Genomic DNA, 19,756 nt, shown 5'->3' on the forward strand with positions numbered 1-19,756 from the left:
AATTTTCAGACGGAGGAGTCACAATGAAAGCGTTTAGACTAGCCCTGCTCGCATCCGCGGTTCTCCTGGCGCCTGCCTCGCTGGCCTTCAGCCAGGAATGCGCCAAGGCACCGGTAACGGTCGGCTTCCTGCCCAAGCTCGACACCGATCCCTACTTCAAGGTTGCCCAGCAGGGCGCCGAGGAGGCCGCGAAGGAAATCGGCGGCAAGGCAATTCAGGTCGCGCCCTCGCAGGCAACGGCGGAAGCGCAGATCGATTTCATCAACAGCCTGGTCTCGCAGAAGGTCGGCGTGATCGCGATTTCCGCCAATGATGCGAACGCCGTCGCCCCGGCGCTGAAGCGAGCCGCACAGCAGGGCGTCAGGGTCATCTCTTACGATTCCGACGTCGCCGGCGACGCCCGCTCGATCTTCGTCAACCAGGCCAAGGGCGACAGCCTGGCCGAGATGATGCTGGAAAGCGCCTACAATCTGACCGGCGGCGACGGTGAGTTCGCGATCCTCTCATCGACGCCGACGGCCACCAACCAGAACGCCTGGATCGACTTCATGAAGAAGAAGATGGCGGCCGAGCCGAAATTCGCCAAGATGAAGCTGGTCCAGGTCGCCTATGGCGAGGAGAGCGAGCAGATCAACCAGCAGCAGGCGCTGGCGCTGGTGCAGGCTTTCCCCGACCTCAAGGCGATCATCGTTCCGGCCGGCATAGGCCTGCCCGCGGCGGCGCGCGCACTGGAGGAAGCCGGCATGATCGGCAAGGTCAAGCTGACCGGCCTCGCTCCGGCCACGCTGATCTCGAAATACATCAAGGACGGGGCCGCGCAGGACATCTGGTGGAACGTCTCCGATCTCGGCTACCTGACCTACCAGGCCGCCCAGGCGCTCGCCCAGTGCAAGATCACCGGCAAGGAAGGCGACAAGTTCACCGCTGGCCGGCTCGGCGAATACACGATCGGCGCCGGCGGCGAACTGATCCTGGGGCCGGCCAAGATCGTAACCCCCGCCAATCTGGCTGAGTTCAAGTTCTGATCTCAGACCTCGAAACCCCGGCGGGCGCCGGCTCCATCCGGCGCCCTCTCTCAACTCTTTCATTCGAACATGCGAGGGCGACAATGAAAATGTTGCTTGCAGGCGAAACCTTCGCGGCGACAACATCGGTCGCCATCGGCGGCGATGTGCTCACAAGCGCGACCTGGACAAATGGTGCGACGGCCTTCAACGCCGCGCTGGCCATCGAGGGCATCACCGTCACGCAGATCGGTGGCGAGCGCTGCGCCGCGGAATTTCCCTATGACCTTGAGGCGCTCGCCCACTATCAGGCTGTGGTGATCTCCGATGTCGGCGCGCTGACATTGCTGGTCACGCCGGATGCCCGCGCCGGGCGTGTCGGCGTCAACCGCTTCGAGGTCCTGAAAGCCTACGTCGAAGGTGGCGGAGGGCTGATGCTGGCCGGCGGCTACATGGGCTTTCAGGGCATGTTCGGGACAGCGCGGTTCTATGACACCCCAGTCGAGGATGTGTTGCCCGTCCGCTGCCTGCCGTTCTGCGACGGCATGGAGGTGCCACAAGGCCTGCAGGCCTCCATCCTGCAATCGTCCCATCCGATTTTTGCGGGCGTGGAGGGGCCGTTGCCGCCGATCCTCGGTATGAACAAGCTGGATTTCAGGCACGACGGTTCGTCCCGGCTTCTGGCGACCTGTCACCATCGCGGCACGGACTGGCCGCTTCTTGCCGTTCGCAACCATGGTCGTGGCCGGACGGTCGCCTGGGCGACCGACATCGGCCCGCACTGGCTGTCGCAGGATTTTCTCGCATGGCCGCTTTACGGCAAGCTGATGGCCAACATCGTCCGCTGGCTGGCCGGGGACGAATAGGAAGGCTTTCCGTGACTCCAGCGCATGGCTGCGCCGGGCGAAAACCCCTTATGCACCTTTGCCGGAATTGCTCGCGGGCACAGCCACGCACTTGTCGCACAGGCCGCGAATCTCGATTGTCGTGCTCGCGGCCCAGAAACCCGATTGCCTGCACATGTCCTGTATCAGCGGGCGGAGATGGCCGACGTCGATTTCGGCGACTGTCATGCATTGTTCGCAGATGGCGTGGCCGGGCAGATGGTCGATGGCGCCGGGGTGCGCAGGCAATGAAGGCCTTCAGGCTTTCCAGCCGGTGCGCCAGGCCGCTGGTGCACAAATGGTCGAGCGCGCGGTAGATTTGCATCGGTCCGCGAAGTCCGCGCGGGCGCAGTCTGTCGAGGATCTGGTATGCGCTGAGTGGCGCCGTCGCCTGGGTGAGTACGCCGAGAACGAGTTCCTCGTTCCTGGTCATTGCAATGCCTTCAGCGGGCAAGACTTCAGCGGGCCAATCTTCACCGGGCCAGTCTTCATCGGAGTTGGCCGCTGTCCTCGAGCGTTTCCGTCATTCGCGGTTCACCGGCCGTCGGGCGGCCCATGCGGCGCGATGCGGTGAGGCGCTCGGCGTAGCCGCTTGCGAGATAGGCCGCTGCACCCAGTGCGGTGATCCAGAAGCTTGTCGGCCAGTCGGTCCGGTAGGCGAATGCCAGGCTGATCCAGGCGATGGCGACGGCAAGCGCCATGGACACCAATATGCCGGCGAAGACGCCGCGCGTCAGTCTGAAGGCGGTTGCCGCCGGGGCCACCATCAGCGCGAAGACCAGCAATACGCCGACGATCTGGGCGGCTTCCGCCGTGGCGAAGGCGACGAGGACCATGAACAGGGTCGAGACCAGGGTGACCGGCACGCCGCGCGCCTCGGCAAGCTCCGGCTGCAGGCTGGCGAACAGCAGCGGTCGGGCGATCACCACCAGCACCACCAGGATCGCCACGGCCAGCACGGCAAGGATGATGACGGTGCGCAGGCTGATGCCCAGCACATTGCCGAACAGCACATTCGTCGCCTGCCCGGCGAAGGCGGTGTAGAAATGCAGGAACAACAGCCCAAGGCCAAGCGAGAGGGTGAGCACGATGCCGATGGCGACGTCGCGATGCGCGCGCTCGCCGAGCAGGCCGATGCCGATGCCGGCGATGACGGTGAACACGGTCAGGCCGAGGAACGGCGACAGGCCGATGAGGCCGGCCCCCGTGGCTCCAGAGAAACCGACGTGGGTGAGCGCGTGGCCAGCAAAAGTCTGGCCGCGCAGCACCAGGAAATAGCCGACAGCACCTGCGACGATGCCGACCACCGTGCAGGCATAGAAGGCGTTGCGCATGAACTCGTAGTCAAACATCGTGGACATGGGCGGCGCCCTCCAATTCGATATCGTCGGCCATGACGAAGATCCTGCCCGCGACGCGCATCACAGTGATCGGCGTGCCGTAGAGCCGCGACAGGACGGGGCCGTTGATGACCTCGTCGACGCTGCCGATCGCCGCCTTGCCGTTGCCGAGATAGAGCACGCGGTCGACGGCGCGCATGAGCGGGTTGATCTCGTGCGAGCAGAACAAAATTGCGATGCCGAGCCGCTGCGCGACCTCGTGCACGAGGTCGATGATGACGCGCTGGTGCGCGGCGTCGAGGCTGATCAGCGGCTCGTCGAGCAGCAGGAGCCTGGGGTCGCCGATCAGCGCCTGGGCAATGAGGATGCGCTGGCGCTCGCCGCCGGAAAGCTCCGCCAGCGGACGCCGGGCAAGGTCGGCGGCACCGACCTCCTCCAGCGCCTTCCAGGCGGCCTCTCTCTCGGCGGCGTTGGCGACCGGCCAGCCCCAGCGATGGCCGCCGGCGGCGGTGAGCACGAAGTCGACGCCGCTGATGCCGGGATGGGGCAGGGCGCGGCGCGCCTGCGGCATGTAGCCGATGGTCGGATTGCCGCGCGTCGGCGGCCGGCCAAGCACGGAGATCGCTCCACCAGCCGGCCTGACAAGGCCAAGGATCGCGCGCAGCATCGTCGTCTTGCCGGCGCCATTGGCGCCGAGGTCGCCGTAGAAGTTCTCGGCCGCAACGATGTTTATCTTCTCTTCGGCCCTGGCGGCATTGCCAGCCAAAAGCGGCGCTGCAACGAGCAGTGCCGCCAGCAATGGAACGGAACGCATTCTGGTCTCCTCAGCAATCGGGAAGTTGCGTGCGCGGGGAAGTCCACCCACTGGTGTTATGTAATACTATAACATTTGTGTTCGAAATGTGGCGCGTGCCTGGGCTGGCGCAAGCGTGCATACACGAAGCCGTGAGGCGCTTGACGAGCCGCCATTGTCTCCGGGGTGTTCACCCGGTTATGGGGCCGTTGATTTGCACCGCTGACCTTCCCGGCCAGCCGCGCACCTCGACGCCCTGGGTCAGGGCACGGCAGAGACCAGCAGGAAGACGGCGAAGATCACAAGGTGGATCGCGCCCTGCAGCACCGTGGTGCGACCGGTGCCCAGCGTCAGCGTGCTGACGAAAAGCGTCAGCACCAGCAAGGTGATGTTGGTGGGCGAGACGCCGAGCACCAGGTTCTGCTTGAGCACCAGCGACACGATCGCGACCGTGGGGATGGTCAGCCCGATGCTGGCGATCGCCGATCCGAGCGCCAGGTTGATGCTGTTCTGCAGCTGGTTCCTGACCGCCGACTTCGCCGCCGCCATGCCTTCCGGCAGGAGCACGATCGCGGCGATGATCACGCCGACGAAGGCTTGCGGCAGCCCGGCGGCGGCAATGCCCTTGTCCAGCGGGTAGGAAAGGACCTTGGCCAGCAGCACGACCGCCACCAGCGAGACCAGCAACAGGCCGAGGCTGAACAAGGCGATACGGTCGCTTGGCTTCTCCGGCGAAGGCTCCGCATCCTCGTCTGTCGGATCGGCCTCCGCCGGCGTGTCGAGAAAGTAGTCACGGTGCTTCACGGTCTGAACGAACACGAAAACGCCCCACAGCACCAGCGCCGCGATGCCGACAAAGACGACCTGCAAGTCGGAAAAGGACGGCCCGGACGCCGCCAGCGTGTAATTCGGCAGGATCAGCGCCAATGTGGCCAGCGTGCCAAGCACGGCCAGCGCCGATGATGCGCCCTGCAACTGGAAAGTCTGCTCGAAATGCCGCCTTCCGCCCATGATCAGGCAAAGGCCGACGACGCCGTTGAGCACGATCATCACGGCGGCAAAGACGGTGTCGCGCGCCACCGCGTCGCTGCCTTCGGCGCCCGTGAGCATGATCGAGACGATCAACGCGACCTCGATCACCGTCACCGCCACCGCCAGCAGGATCGAGCCAAACGGTTCGCCGAGTTTCAGCGCCAGGACCTCCGCATGGTGGACGGCCGCGAAAACCGCCAAGCCAAGCAGGGCGGCGGCGAGAACAAGCACCGATGTGGCGTCCGAAGGGACGATGCCGGCGAATTTGAGAGCAAGCAGACCGGCGGCCAGCGCGGGCGCCACCCAGGTCCAGGTCGGGATGGAAGCGTGACTGTGTCCGGACATCGGCTGGCCTTCCCCGTGATTTCCGCACGTGGCAGCGTTGCCGCAACGATCACAATGCGCAGTACCCCTCTACAATCTCATTTTCGGCTTGTCCGGGAAAATCTTGGCCTTCCTGCTCGAAACAGGGGCGTGCATGGCGGGATGCCCTGAGCGGCGCGGACTATTCGGCCGCCTGCGTGCGCTCCGCCAGGGCAAAAGCCTGCAGATTCCTGGCCTTGCCGATATCCTGATCCGCGTTTGCAATGATCGAGAAGAAGGCCGCCCTGGCGATGTCCTTCTTGGATGCGGTGGGATGCACTTTCCTGGCAGCCTTGATGAGCTGCTTGGGCGTCATGTCCGGAGTGACGATCCGCATCAGCGTATCGCCGATCGCCTGCATCTCGCTTGCTTCCATGAGGGAACTCCGTGTTGGCTGCCGCGCGCGGAGCCTAGACCATCTCGTGGCCAAAGGGAATCATTTCGCGGCTGCGACATGGCAACGGCCGGCGCGGGCCAATGGTTCCCCGGCGGCGCGATAGGCGGGCAACCGTCTCCCTACTGCGTGCAGATCGGCAATGGCTGCGGGGGCGGTGCCGGGTGATCCGCCTTGTACTTTGCGATGACCGGCTCCAGTGTTTCCTTCGGCCAGAATTTCGGCGTGCCGATCTGCTTCAGGCAGGCCGCGTTCCAGTAGAGGCCGGCGCCCAGCGCATGGCCGGCGGTCGCGGAACGCGCGACGGCGGCGATGTCGCGCGATTCAGGATAGATGTAGAGCGTCGTCGGCTTGTCCTTCATCAGCGGGATGATCAGCTGGGCGTCCTCCGGCGTCCAGCTGGTGCAGCCATTGCTGCGGCCGCCGGCGTAAGTCACCAGCGTGCCCGCCGGAACGAAACCGTCATGGTTGGCGTAGGGGCTGGCCGGATCCTTGCGCATGCACAGGCCTTTCAGCACCTGGGCCGCGTGGCCACCGATCTTGCGCGGCCTGGCGTTGGCGGTTTCGCCTTCGCCGTTGAACTGCACGAAAGTGCGCATGAACACCGCGTTCTGCTTGGCGCCGACGCGGTAATAGCCCTTGAACGAGGTCTTGGTATCGCTGGTCATGTAGTCGCCGCCGCCGGTCAGTTCGGAATCCATGGCATTGCCGAAGTTCTTGGAGCATTCGCGTCCATTGGCGAAGTTGACGACGCCCTTCAAATCGCGGCCGGCGCCATGGCCCGCCGCCACCGCTCGAAACGATTGGTTGGCCTCGCAGATGATGTAATAGCGGTGCCCGAGCACGCCGTTGCCGAGGTCGCTGGGGCGCGTGGCGTCCATGGCGAAGTAGCAGGGGTTCTTGACCACGCCTTCGCCCACCTTGCGCATGTAAAGCGCGCGCGCCCGCTCCAGCACCACCTGCGAAATCTGGTCCGTGCCGTCGCCGACATGGGCCTTCAGCCAGGCCGGAATGCCCGGCTGCAAAGCGGCGAACGACCGCGCAGACGCCGCCAGGCCGATAACCACGACGAGCAGGCCGAGGATGGCGACAAACCCCACGGGGGCAGATCTCAACCGCACCAGATCAATTCTCCTGTCAGAAACCGCCAGCGATTCGCTGTCGAGGCTGGGCGTGTATCATAAGGGGCGGTGCGGCGGTCGGCGAAACACATCTTGGTTAGTGGGGGCGGGAGAGCGTGCGGGAAGGATGGCGACGGGAGGCGGAACGGCATTGGCTTAGGGGAGGCACCGAGCCCGGTGGCTGCTTTCGAGCTGAAGCAATCTCTCCCAGGCGATCATCCGTGTGACTGTTTCGCGCCTTGTGGTCGCCGTCCGCCGACCCCCTCGCCAGGCCGGGAAGCTGCCGTCCGGCCACCTTCGGCTGGCGGCTGACATGGACATTTCCGCCCGACAGCTTTTGACAAGATCGGCGTTGATGGCGGCCTATCGCGAGGCAAGCCGAATGCGGATTTGATTGCGCCCTGGCGATAACATCATGCAGTCGATTGGGCGCGGATGAAAAGCCGTATGGACGAGAATGGCGACATCAGGTGCGCCAAGGTCTGGAAATGCCCGACCTGGCCGAGGCCGTCCTCAAGTCTGGCAGAAACGTCCGCCAGCGCGCGGAGGGCTCAACCCCACCAAAACGTAACCTACGCGGCGCGCCGTTGAGCGAAGGGGGGACCCGAACGGGCTCGACGAGGGTCGACGGCGGTCACGATGCCGTGGTGGTGATCGCAGTAGACGCGATCCGTCGAAGTTGGCCCGGCACAAAAACGGTAACCGCCGGGTACCGATGCGTCTTCGCTCACCGGGAAGCGGCACTGATAGACGCCTAGCTGAATGAGGGGGACGTCTCTCGAAGTCAGTTTGATATTGTCACGGATGATGGTTTTCAGGTTCCTGGTTCATAAGCCGATGCCGGCTGTCGGCCGCAGCGCGACCACGCCGAGGCGAGCTTCTCTCGTTTTGAAAGGCTATGGGGCATCATATGATGTTGGTGGCAGCATCAATGAAGCCCGAGGCCCTGCTGCACGAAGCCAATTGTTTGCGACTTAAGGCCACACCCGCGCGCGTAAGAACGTACAAGTGTCATCGCAGGCTGCCTTGGGCACCAGCCCTGCCGGGGTTTGTCGGCGGCGGGGGTGTAGCGGCCTTGTGGGACCCCTAACAGGCGCGCCAAGCCGTTCGCGTTCAGGACCGTGATAGAAGGGGTCTCGCCCCAAGACCCAAATCGCTCTGAAGGACGGAGTTCGACCCAACGGGGACCTTGTTCATTGTCCGTGTTGCGAATGACGGAAATGCGCCGCATAACATCATGTCGCCGATTGGGCGCGGATGAAAATCCGTACGGACGAGGCGACCCTCGCGAAACGGCGACATCAACAAAGTGTTGCGTACCCGATAGTGACCTTGGCCTCAAATCCCAGCTCGGCTAGAAGTTCGTAGCATGCTGAACGGCATTCACCACGTCGCTCTCATCTGCACCGACTACCACCGGTCGCGACGGTTTTATGTCGAACTCCTCGGCCTCGATCTGATCCGCGAGGTCTATCGGGAGGCTGACGAGTTCCTCTGAAGCCCCTGCATTGCTTAGCTGCGAAAATTGGGTCAAGCATTCGAGCTCGACTAGCAAGAGGAATCTCCGCAGTGCTTCGTGAAACAACGGATTCTTTGCCTCAACGGATGTTGGTAACGTTGCTCGCAGAATTTGCCTCAGTAAGAAGTGCACCAATAGCGTCCAGCGTTCTCGTAGACATTTTTGAAGACTTTGGGATATCTGTCGACGCTACGCGAACAGCCCTCAGCCGTCTCGTTTCAAAATCCTTGCTGGTTAGACAAAAGGACGGACGCTCTACTAGCTACGCTTTGAGTCCGTCCGCTGCCACAATGATTCGTGAGGATCGTGATCGCATTCTCAAATTCGGGGAACCCCAGGAATGGGACGGGAGATGGACGTTGGTCGCCTTTTCTGTTTCGGAAGCCCAACGTGAGCGTCGTCACACCCTACGAAGTCAGCTGCGCGGACTAGGTTTCGCTCCACTTTTTGATGGGTTGTGGGGGGCTGCTTTTGCGAGCGAGGATGATGCCAGGAAAGCACTTGAATTTGCAGACGTTCCAGAATCCCTCGTCGCTAGGGGCGAAATCAGCATGTTGGGTGCGAAGATAAATACCTTTCATCGAGCGTGGAAACTCGACGACATCGCGATGCAATACAATACATTTATCGCGGATGTGGCCCCAATCGTCGAGCGGGCCGAAAAGGGTGAGGTTGCTCCTGCCGAAGCATTGTTAATCCGGACCAGGATCATGGATGACTGGCGCACATTCCCTATCAACGATCCCGGTCTGCCGCGAGAGTTGCTACCAGACGGCTGGCCTCGTGAATATGCTCACCAGTTGTTTATAAGGGCCTACGAGCTACTTAAGCCCCCGGCCGAACTCCGTTTGAAGATGTTAATGCAGACAACGTCTCCAGGTAAACGCGTAGCGTGATCGTTCGCTGAAATGGAACCGGCGATGCGATGAAAATCTGGTTCGAACGTCACCAATTTCCTTTCCTGCACCGGTTTTCGGGCGGATTATTGACATGCGAAGTTGAGAGCGACCCTCGTCAGAATTTTGCTGCCGTATTCGTCCAAAGGCAACTTTCGCCCTCCATCAACCTTTTCCAGTTCCAGAAACCGAGCAGCAAAAACCAGGTGCTGACGACTTTGATCGTTCAGGACGGGACGAGCGCAGTTCTGGCTGTGGAGCATATCGTGGTCGGTGAGGGAGAAAAGAGAAAGATTGCTCTGCGAATCCTTCGAGGCTCGTTGGCGGGAAGGATGTCTTACAAGAATTTGTTGGATTTCCCGGTTTCTGAACCGAGCGAATGCACACTCGAAATCGCGCCAGTTAATGGCAAATATGGCCCGCCGCTGTATGCAAGCCTGACGCGGTCGGGTCGAATAAGGAGCTGGATTGAGCGTCGCGAAAGCAGACAAATGGATGTCAAGTACGCTGCGATCGGCCGCCTACTAGCCATGAATTCTGACACTTTCGTCTTGCCTTGGTCTGGTGATTTAGAGGGCGGAATTGTCGTCATCGATGGAAAAGAGATGACAGTCTTGGGAACGGCTGTTCGCGTCGAAGGCCTCGGACAAATAGACGTACATCAAGTAGCCGGCGTCTTGCTTAGCTGTCGCTGGTAAGTGGGTTACGTCCCTGTTTTGATAACAAGATAGCGAAATTTTACCTTTTTGGAACGCTGGGCCGCCTGTTCATCGCCTAGATTCCGGAGTGAAGCACTCCCGCAACGCAATCTACGCATATGCCCATTGGAAAACCGCACTCACACTCGGGGCTGGCGACGAGCGGTCATACTTGTTCGCGCCACGTCGTACCAAGCATTTGTATGTCGATATGTGTTGCTATCGTAAAAAAAATTGCCATATAAAAACTAAGGGAGCTGTGCGGAGATATCCTCCGCTATCGAAAAAAAAGGGAGTTGAGATCGTGTGGAATTTGACACCCATGCCGGGTCTTTCGACCAATGCGGCAAAACAGCCTCGTACTTTTTCCATCTCAATAGCCGCCGGCTCAAATGCTCGGGACGGTAGGCTATGAGTGAACCTCAAAAACACCTTCGATCGAACTCAATCGGCGTTCTCGGGCTGGTATTTTTCGTTGTCGCTGCCGTTGGGCCGATAGGCGCCGTCATGGGAGCTACGCCGCTGGTATTCATGCAAAGCGGCACCGGTGCGTCAGGCATTTACCTTTTGGCAGCAGTCCTGTTCGCTGTGTTCTCTTCCGGTTATGTGGCAATGAGCCGCTATGTCGGAACTGCAGGGGGCTTCGCAACCTACATCGCGCGGGGTTTTGACTATCGAACTGGCGGAGCAGCCGCATACCTGACACTGTTCATGTATGTTGTGATGGTTACGTCGATATATGGCGTGTTCGCTGTTTTCGCCGCCCAAGCTGTGCAGGAATATCTCGGCGTTTCGGTGCGTTGGGAATACTTCATCGCGATCACGCTTCCGATAATCGCGATTCTATCTTACACGCGGGTGGAGCTATCGACGCGCATCCTCGGAGTGTTACTTATCGCGGAAGTCTTCGTCATTTTGGTTCTTGACTTCGCGATTGTGTTTCAAGGCGGTAATGGCGGCGCGCCCTTGGATTTTAGTGGCTTCGCCCCCCACAATGTGTTCGGGGGCGGATTAGGACTTGCGTTCCTGTTCGGCTTGGCCTCGTTTGGCGGTTTTGAGGCGACCGTGGTCTTCAGCGAAGAAGCCAAGGATCCGAAGCGGACAATTCCAATTGCCACCTATGCCGCCGTCGCGCTGATCGGTGTATTTTATGCGTTCACCACATGGGCGCTCGGAAATGGCGCTGGCGCCGCAAATATTCAGCAGGTTGCGACGACCGACCCAACCGGTTTTATTCTGAAGATCACGGAAACCTATGTTGGAAAGACGTGGGCACATGTGATCAGCATACTAGCCATTAGCAGCTTTCTGGGTGTCTTGCTCGGATTTACCAATATTCTTAGCCGCTACATCTTCTCGATGGCGCGCGTGGGCTTGCTTCCCGGCTTTATGGCGCTGACGCATGCCAAGCACCAATCTCCCCATCGCGGGAGCGTCGTTGCGAACGTGTCAATCGCTGTAATTATTGCCGGTTTCATCGTTGCCGGTGCCGATCCGTTTACAACCCTGTACACCTATCTCCTGGCGCTCGGTACCGTTGGGCTCCTTGCAATGCTGGCCGCAGCGTCATTGGCCTGCGTATTTTTCTTTATGAGGAACCCCCGCAGCGAGAGCAGATGGAGTACGACGATAGCGCCTCTACTTGCGTTCGCCGGCTTCTGTATCGCTACGTATTTGGCCATCAGCAACTTCGGATTCCTGGTTGGAACAGATAGTGGATGGCGCCTTTGGCTTTGGCTTATTCTGCCGGCGGTCTCAATCCTCGGCTACGCCGTGGCTACTCTGCGAGGGAAGGAGGCAATCAACTTTCGCGTCGCTGAATTTGATACCGGGCTTGCTCCAAACGCATTCGCAGAACCTGAGCATATGGGGGTATGAAATTGTCCACATCCAGTCATATTCTTGGAAGAACGAACCTTAATCATCGGGATTTTGAGCCGATGTTTATTGAAGGCGAAAAGCATGGCGCGGTGCATTTCTTTCGCAATGATCAGCGAGATGGCAAGGTATATCGGGCCGCTCTCTGGGAACTCACTGAAAAGGAACTTCCCTATTCCTCCCATTACATCTTTGCCAATGAAGAGACATTTCTTGTTGTTGAGGGTGAACTCGAAATCGTTTTTGAGGACGGTTCGAAAGTGTTCCCCGTCAGCACCTGTGTCCCAGATTTGAGGTTGTGAATTAAGGAGGGTTTTGATCTCGTCGTCACGACGAAGGAACCAAGATGAGCCCTAAATCCTCAAGTGCCAAGAAGCCTGCCGAGCAGGTGGTAAAGGACATTCGCCGGGCGACCCGGCGGCATTTTTCAGCGGAAGACAAGATCCGGATCGTGCTGGACGGGCTGCGCGGCGAAGACAGCATCGCCGAGCTGTGCCGCAAGGAAGGGATCGCGCAGAGCCTGTATTACACCTGGTCCAAGGAGTTCATGGAGGCCGGCAAGCGCCGATTGGCGGGTGATACCGCTCGTGCTGCCACCAGCGACGAGGTCAAGGATTTGCGCCGGGAGGCCGGCGCGCTGAAGGAATGCGTCGCTGATCTGACACTGGAAAACCGTCTGCTCAAAAAAAGCATGATCGCGGATGGGGACGAGCAAGAATGAGATATCCCGCATCCGAAAAGCTCGAGATCATCAGGATCGTCGAGCAGTCACACCTGCCAACCCGCAAAACGCTGGACCGACTGGGCATCCCGCGCCGGACCTTCTATCGCTGGTATGACCGTTATGTCGAGGGCGGGCCTGAGGCGCTGCAGGATCGGCCCTCGGCGCCGAGCCGGGTGTGGAACCGCATCCCGCCTGCCATCCATGACCAGATCATCGAACTGGCGCTGGAGCAGTCCGAGCTCTCCCCGCGCGAACTGGCAGTACGGTTCACCGACGAGACGCGCTACTTCGTGTCAGAAGCCAGCGTTTACCGGCTCCTCAAGGCCTACGATCTGATCACCAGCCCGGCCTATGTGGTGATCAAGGCGGCGAACGAGTTCCACACCAAGACGACGCGACCCAACGAGATGTGGCAGACGGACTTCACCTACTTCAAGATCATCGGCTGGGGCTGGATGTACCTGTCGACCGTGCTCGACGATTACTCCCGCTACATCATCGCCTGGAAACTGTGCAGCACCATGCGGGCCGAGGACGTCACCGACACGCTGGACATGGCACTTACTGCCTCAGGGTGCGACCAGGCCCATGTGCACCACAAGCCTCGGCTGCTCAGCGATAATGGCCCCAGCTACATCGCCGGCGAACTGGCGGACTATATCCAGGACCAACGCATGAGCCATGTCCGGGGCGCTCCAATGCATCCCCAGACCCAAGGCAAGATCGAGCGCTGGCACCAGACCCTCAAAAACCGAATCCTCTTGGAGAACTACTTTCTGCCCGGCGACCTTGAGGCCCAGATCGCAGCCTTCGTCGAACATTACAACCATCGACGCTACCACGAGAGCCTGGCCAACGTAACGCCAGCCGACGCCTACTTCGGCAGGGCCGCAGCCATTATCAAACAGCGAGAAAGGATCAAACGCCAAACCATCCAACATCGGCGCTTGCAGCACCGCAAGATCGCCGCTTAACATCAACCCCAAGATGAGGCCGACACTCCGCTAATCTGCGATCCAATCTGAGCCAAATGATCTGACGACGGACACCTGAGGATGTTTCTCGCGACAGTGTCGATGGACGCGTTCACTTCAACGTAATTGTGAATACCGAGCGGGCTGGTGTGTGCCGTGTAGTCTATCGACGGGAATGGATCATAAATTAATGATGCGCATTGGCTGCATCGATAAAGTGACATCCTGTCTACGCGGAGAACCTTCGCCTTGATGTCGGAACCGCGACAAGCCGGGCAAACGAATTCCGCCGAAGCCGGCGCGCAGTCGAAGTCAATGGTGTTGTTCTGCCGCATCGTCGTCAGTGCTTCGGGTAAGTTTTGCTATGTTCAAACGATTTGCCTCGCGGAAGCGGCCACGAAACCGCTCCATCCGGGAGATCGAAAATTTTGCGCGCCAAGACGTGGGACACCGCCATTCCGTCGTGAAGCGCCAACTCTAGCATTGGGCCTTCGCGGAATTCCGGATGCACAAGCATCCTTACAGGCGTGGTCATTCCCACGTTCAGGATCTCAAAGCCCATCTCATGTGAAAACAACACTTTCAGCCCTTCGTCCGAAACGCGCCAAAAGTCGTTTGGCGTTTCATGGATTGGAAAAGCTTGTGGCAGGGTATGCAGCGTCAGGCCGCCAATCCTAAGAACCTTGTTGATCTGCGCGGCCAGCAGCCAGGGGCTGGCCAGATGTTCCATGACCGCGTGCGACATGATCCCATCCACGGAGCCTGGCGCGAAATGATCGCCGAGAAAATGGGCGTCCGCCACCACGTCGACCCCTGATGCCGGGTGAATGTCAACGCCGATGAATTTGCATTCAGGCTCGAACAGTCCTGCCTGCAGCGTCTGCCCGGGCGCTACCGCCCTGGCACCAATTTCGATGACCGTTCCCTTGACCTTCTTCATCTCGGCTATGAAATCGTCCATCCCGTTGTCGGTCTCTGGCAACGAAACATTGACGGGGTGGTCCATCGGCAACGCCGTAATGTCGAATTCCGATTGTCCTGCCGAGGTCTCGACAACCAGCGTTACCGGCCGGAAAGGGCTGCACGCCAGATAGACAGAAAATCCGTATCTGGCCGGTGCAAGATCAGGGTAGAATTTTAGGAGGTCTGGTCGGTCATGAAATTCGGACACACGCTGCCGAAAATCACCGCTACACAGATATATCGCGGTTATTGATGTCCCGTGCGAATGAGCCCAGCCTTTTACATACACGCCATATGTGTCGCACCATATGTTATCGATCATATGCACGACCTTATCAGCTGGTAAAGTTACGGGGGTCGCGTCGGGAGTTTTTGAAGCCTCAATGACCATGGATAAACCTTCTCGAGGTGCGGACACATTCGAGCCTTCAAAGCGGCGGGGTGCGGTTGCTAGGAACGCAAGGCGCGGTATTGCAAAATAGTAAGAAAATATCTTTTTCAAATCAGTTAGTAATTTACCCATGTCCTACCATTATACTGCTTGGTATTCCTAAGTTCCTACGTCGCCCTGGAGTGTGGTGGTTCGAGTTTAAACGTCCGCGAACTGCCAAGAAGCACTGAATTATTACGACATGCTTGCTCTCCGGTATCAATCCCACAATTTTCATCTGGTGCGCTCAGGTTTGGTTTTGGAAGCCGGATGTCGTGCCTTTCGCTTGATGCCCACGTATCCAAAAGATGGGCGAGCACGGCATGCGCCACCCCGGAGTGTGGGCCTGCTCGCGCCGCACTCGGTAATGCGATATTGGCGCAAAATCATTTCACGGTTCGATTTTGACCCCGGATAGCCAAGCTCAAATGACCCAAAACTGGCTCACCACCCCCATCACCCCCGCGCTCCTGCGCGGCTTCATAGAGCTAGAACAGACCGAGCGGGGCGTGCTTCCACATCGCTTGCCGGGCTGGGCGAGGGCGCAGTGTAGCGATCCGCAGTTGGCGATGGCCGAATCCGAGCCCGCGGGCGTGCGCATCGCCTTTCGGTCGCGGACAACGTTGATCGAGGTCGATACGGTGCCTACCCGCTTCGTCTATGTCGGGGTGCCGGCTCGCCCCGCCGGCCTGTATGACCTGCATATCGATGGCGGGCTCGCGGGACAGGCCAGCGCTGGCGACGCCGATACGGTGACCTTCGACATGGCGACCGGCAGCGTTACCAAACAAAAGGGCGAGATCAGCACGCTGCGCTTCACCGACTTGCCGGACCACGACAAGGCGATCGAGATCTGGCTGCCCTATGGCGAAATCACGCAACTGGTTGAAGTGCGCACCAATGCGCCCGTGGAACCTTTTCCCGACCGGGGCCGCAAGGTCTGGCTCCATCATGGCAGTTCCATCAGCAAGGGTTCGAACACCGACAGCCCTTCGACGAGCTGGCCTGTTTTGGCCGCCGCCCAGGGCGAGGTGGAACTGATCAATCTGGGGTTCAGCGGCAGCGCCTTGCTCGATCCGTTCACGGCGCGCGTTATCAGGGATACGCCGGCCGACCTGATCAGCCTCAAGATCGGCATCAACCTCGTCAACACCGACCTGATGCGGATGCGCGCCTTCACGTCAGCCGTGCACGGTTTTGTCGATGTGATACGCGAGGGGCGGCCGACCGTGCCGATCCTGCTGGTGTCGCCGCTCTACTGCCCGATCCACGAGGACACGCCGGGTCCGGGCGCCTTCGATCTGGACGCGCTGGCGGCGGGCAAGATTGCCTTCCGGGCGACGGGAAATCCCGCCGATCGCGCGCAGGGAAAGCTGACGCTTGTCAGCATCCGCGACGAGCTGCAGCGGATCGCGCGGCAGCGCATGGCCGGTGATCCGCACCTGCATTATCTGGATGGTCTCAGCCTCTATGGCCCGGCCGACTTCGCCGACCTGCCGCTGCCGGACGCGCTCCACCCAGATGCCGCCGCGCATCGCCGCATCGGCGAGCGCTTCGCCGCGTTCGCCTTCACGGATGGCGGACCATTTTGCCCCGCGTGATTGTGGCCAGTTCTCATTCCCTGAGCGATGCCGGACCGCTGACGAACGGGCTGCCCCGGAGATAAAACCGCAGGGGGCGGTCCGCGTCTTTCGAAATGCCGATCCTGATGCTCTGGCCGATCTCGCCGTGTTCCCGGTCATCGTGCGCGAGCCATAGCGGCCCTTGCCGGCAAAGATCGAGGCCGTCCAGCGAACGGTCGATCCGCAGCGCCATGGCCAGCCGTCCCGGTCCTCGCGTCAGGTCGCGCAGGCGCTCATTGCCGCGATTGAGTTGCATGATCGGGATGCCTTCGAGCGGCGCGAGCGCCCGGATCAGCACGCCGGTTCCGGTCCCCGCCGCTTCGCTGGAGACATTCAGCATCCAGGATACGCCATAGGCGCGATAGACATAGGCGTGGCCGCGCTCGAGAAACAGCGAACGGTTGCGCAGCGTCATGCCTCGAAAACCGTGCCCGGCGGCGTCGCCAACGACATAGGCTTCTGTCTCGACAATGCGGCCGCTGACCATGCCTTCGGGCAATTGCCGGATCACCAGCTTGCCGATGAGATAGCGGGCGAGTGCGGCGGTATCATCCGGCAGCTCGGCGCGGGCGATCGGCGGATGATCGTCCTTTTGACTGTTCACGGTATCCGCTCGACCCATTGCGCGCGCGACGGCCCCGGTTCGAACGGATCGCCGAAATACTGGGTCTCGCTGATCACCTTGCCATCGAGGAATTCCATGATGCTCACCGTGTAGGAAGGCCGCCCGTCATAGCTGAGCACATATTCGGTGACCCAGAGGTCGCCAGCGCCGACGATGCGCCGCACGGTGAAGCGCTTGCGGTTCGGCTGCGCGGCACGGGATTTCTGGATGTTGCCGCGCCCGCGGATGCGCTCGCCCGATTGCGGATAGTCGAGCACCGCGTCCTCTCGATAAATCTCGTGCTCCGCCTCGAAGTCATCGACATCGGAGGCAGCCCAGTGGCGATCGAGTGCCGCTCGTATCTCCCGGTCTTCCATGTCGAACCTCCCTAGCCGCTGATGTCCGTCCTACCATATGCCGTCCCGCGGCGGGCCTGCCAGATGGGCCGGGACGGGCGGGCCGAATTCGTGGATCATCGATGAGAGCCGGGAAGGTGCTGGAGCAATGGCTGCTTTTGCGGAGAATACGGCTCAAACGGAGACGGACGAATTGACCCTTACCAACAGCGATATTGTCGAGTTGACGGCGTGGCGGCGCAGGCTGCACCAGAATCCGGAAATCTCGAACGAGGAGGAGAAGACCGCCCGCGAGGTCGTCGATTTCCTCGCCGACACCGGGCCGGACAAGGTGCTGACCGGATTGGGCGGCCACGGCGTTGCGGCGATCTACGATAGCGGCAAGGCGGGACCGACGGTGCTGTTTCGTTCGGAACTCGATGCGCTGCCGATTGAAGAGCTTTCAGGCGCGCCGCATTCATCGCTGGTGCCGGGCAAATCGCATATGTGCGGCCATGACGGGCATACCGCGATCCTGGCGTCGCTTGGCCGCCAGCTGGGGCGCGAGAGGCCAGCGCGCGGCCGCGTCGTGCTGATGTTCCAGCCGGCGGAAGAAACCGGCAATGGTGCTGCCGGCGTCGTCGCCGATCCCCGCTTCGGCGAGATCGCGCCGGATTTCGCCTTCTCGCTGCACAACCTGCCCGGCGTGCCCCTGGGCGAGGTCAGGCTCAAGCCCGGCGTGGTCAATTGTGCCTCGCGCGGCATGCGCATTACGCTGGAGGGCAAGACCGCGCATTCGTCGATGCCCGAGACCGGCGTGTCGCCGATGCTGGCGATCAGCCAGCTGATGCCGCAACTGCCCGCGCTTGGGCGCGGCACCTTCGCCGAGGACGAGTTCAGCATGGTCACCGTCACCCATGCCGCGATGGGCGAAGCCGTGTTCGGCATCGCGCCGGGTCATGCGGAGGTCTGGGCGACGCTGCGCACCCGCCGCGACGAGCGCATGGCAAACCTGTGCGCCGCTGCCGAGGCGCTGGTCACGAAGATCGCCGGCCAGCATGGCCTTTCCGCCCGCTGGGACTATCACGAGGTCTTCGTCGCCAGCGTCAACGCGCCGGATGCGGTGGAGCATCTGCGGCGGGCTCTCGATGAAGAGGGCGTGTCGCAGGGCGAAGAAGACCTGCCGATGCGCGCTTCGGAGGATTTCGGCCTGTTCGGCCACAGCGCTTCGTCGGCGATGTTCTTCCTGGGTGCGGGCGAGCGCCACCCTGCCTTGCACAATCCGGACTACGACTTTCCCGACGATCTGATCCCGATCGGTTCAAAAATCTTCATGCGCACGGCGCGCAATCTGCTGGGGTGAGATCATTCCAATGCGGCTGTGAAGACCGCCAATTGAGCACCGAAAGCATGCCTGGAGGCCGGCCGCGCTTCGCCGCGGTCGGGCGACCGTTCAAAGTAAGGCCGAAGGGGTTTAGCTGGCTCTATTCAGCCTTTGGCTCCGCCGGCGCTTTGGGCCCGCCGGCTTGAAACCTCGCGAAAGCGTCGCGAAATTCCTGCTCGTTCTTTTCGCGAAAGCCCTCCGCACCGTAGCGCGCGATGCCATCGTTGAGCGAATTTGCGACACTGCCGCCAAAAGTCGGGAGTGTCGGCTGCTTTGGGGCGGTCCACATCCAGAAGCCGACGACTATCAGTATCCCGAGGCTTACCAATAGAAAAACGTTCTTGTTGAATATCGCTGACATTATCGCCTCAGGCTTGTTGTTCAGTTGCAGCTTAGAGCAGATTTTCTGAAAACACCGCGATGATCACTATTACAATTTTAGCTAGCAGCAGGCTACGCAAGCTGGTGCCCCTCAGGCGGCGTCATGCCGCCCATTCGGGCTCGCCGGACCATCGTGACGCGGCTAGGGCGAGCGGCACTGCACGATCGCGACCATGATTTTCCTGACGATTTGATCCCGATCGGCTCAAGGATTTTCATGCGCACGGCGCGCAATCTCCCGGGGTGAAATCATCCCGGGCGCCTAATCGTCTCGGGGCGGCGCGGGCCTGTCCCGGCTTTGGTTGTCGCGCCCTGGGCGGAGGCGGTTCAACACACTGGAGGATCAGGGATTATTAGCGCTCACTACATGATGGCGTGTTGGGCGGAAATCGGGCAGGAGTACCCAATGCCCATGTC

Annotated in this window: 20 protein-coding genes and 1 pseudogene; 10 read left to right on the top strand and 11 right to left on the bottom strand. The window is 60.7% G+C overall.

What is annotated here, in order from left to right; translation table 11 throughout:
• Nucleotides 1–23 precede the first annotated feature (23 nt).
• Both LGH82_RS30570 and LGH82_RS30575 read left to right on the top strand, forming a co-directional pair.
• Entirely contained in the window at nt 24–1,025 is a 1,002-nt protein-coding gene (locus tag LGH82_RS30570; protein WP_227346243.1) for a rhamnose ABC transporter substrate-binding protein, read from the top strand.
• A gap of 83 nt (nt 1,026–1,108) precedes the next feature.
• Nucleotides 1,109–1,870 (top strand): glutamine amidotransferase, encoded by a 762-nt coding sequence (locus tag LGH82_RS30575; protein ID WP_227346244.1) that lies wholly within the window; start codon nt 1,109–1,111, stop codon nt 1,868–1,870.
• Nucleotides 1,871–1,918: 48 nt separating this feature from the next.
• On the opposite strand, the pseudogene LGH82_RS33775 reads toward LGH82_RS30575, so the two are convergent.
• The 7 genes and pseudogenes from LGH82_RS33775 to LGH82_RS33780 all read right to left on the bottom strand — a co-directional run bounded on the left by LGH82_RS33775 (nt 1,919) and on the right by LGH82_RS33780 (nt 7,749).
• A pseudogene (locus LGH82_RS33775) lies at nt 1,919–2,321 on the bottom strand (Fur family transcriptional regulator).
• Nucleotides 2,322–2,376: 55 nt separating this feature from the next.
• The gene (locus LGH82_RS30585) at nt 2,377–3,249 is read right to left on the bottom strand and encodes a metal ABC transporter permease (protein WP_227346245.1); all 873 of its coding nucleotides are present in this window, start codon (nt 3,247–3,249) and stop codon (nt 2,377–2,379) included.
• Nucleotides 3,233–4,042 carry a metal ABC transporter ATP-binding protein gene (locus LGH82_RS30590; protein WP_227346246.1) on the bottom strand — a complete coding sequence of 270 codons (810 nt, stop codon included), beginning with the start codon at nt 4,040–4,042 and terminating at the stop codon, nt 3,233–3,235. Before LGH82_RS30590 ends, LGH82_RS30585 begins: the two co-directional genes overlap by 17 nt.
• A gap of 240 nt (nt 4,043–4,282) precedes the next feature.
• A complete protein-coding gene (locus LGH82_RS30595) occupies nt 4,283–5,398 on the bottom strand; it encodes a calcium:proton antiporter (protein ID WP_227346247.1) in 1,116 nt (371 codons plus the stop codon).
• A 160-nt stretch (nt 5,399–5,558) separates the two neighbouring features.
• A complete protein-coding gene (locus LGH82_RS30600) occupies nt 5,559–5,792 on the bottom strand; it encodes a hypothetical protein (protein ID WP_227346248.1) in 234 nt (77 codons plus the stop codon).
• A 140-nt stretch (nt 5,793–5,932) separates the two neighbouring features.
• Complete coding sequence (locus LGH82_RS30605; RefSeq protein WP_227346249.1) at nt 5,933–6,931, bottom strand: murein L,D-transpeptidase catalytic domain family protein; 999 nt, start codon at nt 6,929–6,931, stop codon at nt 5,933–5,935.
• 572 nt (nt 6,932–7,503) lie between these two features.
• Nucleotides 7,504–7,749 carry a GcrA family cell cycle regulator gene (locus LGH82_RS33780; protein ID WP_413771484.1) on the bottom strand — a complete coding sequence of 82 codons (246 nt, stop codon included), beginning with the start codon at nt 7,747–7,749 and terminating at the stop codon, nt 7,504–7,506.
• Nucleotides 7,750–8,300: 551 nt separating this feature from the next.
• Between LGH82_RS33780 and LGH82_RS30615 the strand changes: the two genes are divergently transcribed.
• From LGH82_RS30615 to LGH82_RS30640, 6 genes are all read left to right on the top strand, one after another.
• A complete protein-coding gene (locus LGH82_RS30615; RefSeq protein ID WP_227346250.1) occupies nt 8,301–8,429 on the top strand; it encodes a VOC family protein in 129 nt (42 codons plus the stop codon).
• Nucleotides 8,430–8,500: 71 nt separating this feature from the next.
• Complete coding sequence (locus LGH82_RS30620) at nt 8,501–9,346, top strand: PaaX family transcriptional regulator C-terminal domain-containing protein (RefSeq protein ID WP_227346251.1); 846 nt, start codon at nt 8,501–8,503, stop codon at nt 9,344–9,346.
• Between the two features lie 29 nt (nt 9,347–9,375).
• Nucleotides 9,376–10,044 carry a hypothetical protein gene (locus LGH82_RS30625; protein ID WP_227346252.1) on the top strand — a complete coding sequence of 223 codons (669 nt, stop codon included), beginning with the start codon at nt 9,376–9,378 and terminating at the stop codon, nt 10,042–10,044.
• Nucleotides 10,045–10,455: 411 nt separating this feature from the next.
• Nucleotides 10,456–11,922 carry an APC family permease gene (locus tag LGH82_RS30630; protein ID WP_227346253.1) on the top strand — a complete coding sequence of 489 codons (1,467 nt, stop codon included), beginning with the start codon at nt 10,456–10,458 and terminating at the stop codon, nt 11,920–11,922.
• Between the two features lie 2 nt (nt 11,923–11,924).
• Nucleotides 11,925–12,224 (top strand): hypothetical protein, encoded by a 300-nt coding sequence (locus LGH82_RS30635; RefSeq protein WP_227346254.1) that lies wholly within the window; start codon nt 11,925–11,927, stop codon nt 12,222–12,224.
• 44 nt (nt 12,225–12,268) lie between these two features.
• Nucleotides 12,269–13,620, top strand: a protein-coding gene (locus LGH82_RS30640; protein WP_227344189.1) for an IS3 family transposase whose coding sequence is annotated in 2 segments (ribosomal slippage) — nt 12,269–12,605 and nt 12,605–13,620 — 1,353 coding nt in all. Because the reading frame shifts where the segments join, the coding sequence is not laid out codon by codon here.
• A gap of 340 nt (nt 13,621–13,960) precedes the next feature.
• Here LGH82_RS30640 and LGH82_RS30645 read toward each other — a convergent pair.
• The gene (locus LGH82_RS30645; protein ID WP_227346255.1) at nt 13,961–15,106 is read right to left on the bottom strand and encodes a methyltransferase domain-containing protein; all 1,146 of its coding nucleotides are present in this window, start codon (nt 15,104–15,106) and stop codon (nt 13,961–13,963) included.
• A 335-nt stretch (nt 15,107–15,441) separates the two neighbouring features.
• Here LGH82_RS30645 and LGH82_RS30650 point away from each other — a divergent pair, with 335 nt between their 5' ends.
• The gene (locus tag LGH82_RS30650; RefSeq protein WP_227346256.1) at nt 15,442–16,614 is read left to right on the top strand and encodes a GDSL-type esterase/lipase family protein; all 1,173 of its coding nucleotides are present in this window, start codon (nt 15,442–15,444) and stop codon (nt 16,612–16,614) included.
• 13 nt (nt 16,615–16,627) lie between these two features.
• Here the strand turns inward: LGH82_RS30650 and LGH82_RS30655 are convergent, their stop codons facing one another.
• Both LGH82_RS30655 and LGH82_RS30660 read right to left on the bottom strand, forming a co-directional pair.
• Nucleotides 16,628–17,257 (bottom strand): DNA-3-methyladenine glycosylase, encoded by a 630-nt coding sequence (locus LGH82_RS30655; RefSeq protein WP_227346257.1) that lies wholly within the window; start codon nt 17,255–17,257, stop codon nt 16,628–16,630.
• Nucleotides 17,236–17,616: a nuclear transport factor 2 family protein gene (locus LGH82_RS30660; protein ID WP_227346258.1), complete on the bottom strand. Its 381-nt coding sequence runs from the start codon at nt 17,614–17,616 to the stop codon at nt 17,236–17,238. The genes LGH82_RS30655 and LGH82_RS30660 overlap by 22 nt, the downstream gene beginning before the upstream one ends.
• Before the next feature lie 172 nt (nt 17,617–17,788).
• Between LGH82_RS30660 and LGH82_RS30665 the strand changes: the two genes are divergently transcribed.
• Nucleotides 17,789–18,937, top strand: coding sequence for an amidohydrolase (locus tag LGH82_RS30665; protein ID WP_227346259.1), 1,149 nt, complete (start codon nt 17,789–17,791; stop codon nt 18,935–18,937).
• Nucleotides 18,938–19,058: 121 nt separating this feature from the next.
• On the opposite strand, the gene LGH82_RS30670 is transcribed toward LGH82_RS30665, so the two are convergent.
• A complete protein-coding gene (locus tag LGH82_RS30670; RefSeq protein ID WP_227346260.1) occupies nt 19,059–19,319 on the bottom strand; it encodes a hypothetical protein in 261 nt (86 codons plus the stop codon).
• Nucleotides 19,320–19,756 lie beyond the last annotated feature (437 nt).

The organism is Mesorhizobium sp. PAMC28654, assembly GCF_020616515.1.
GTDB lineage: Bacteria > Pseudomonadota > Alphaproteobacteria > Rhizobiales > Rhizobiaceae > Mesorhizobium.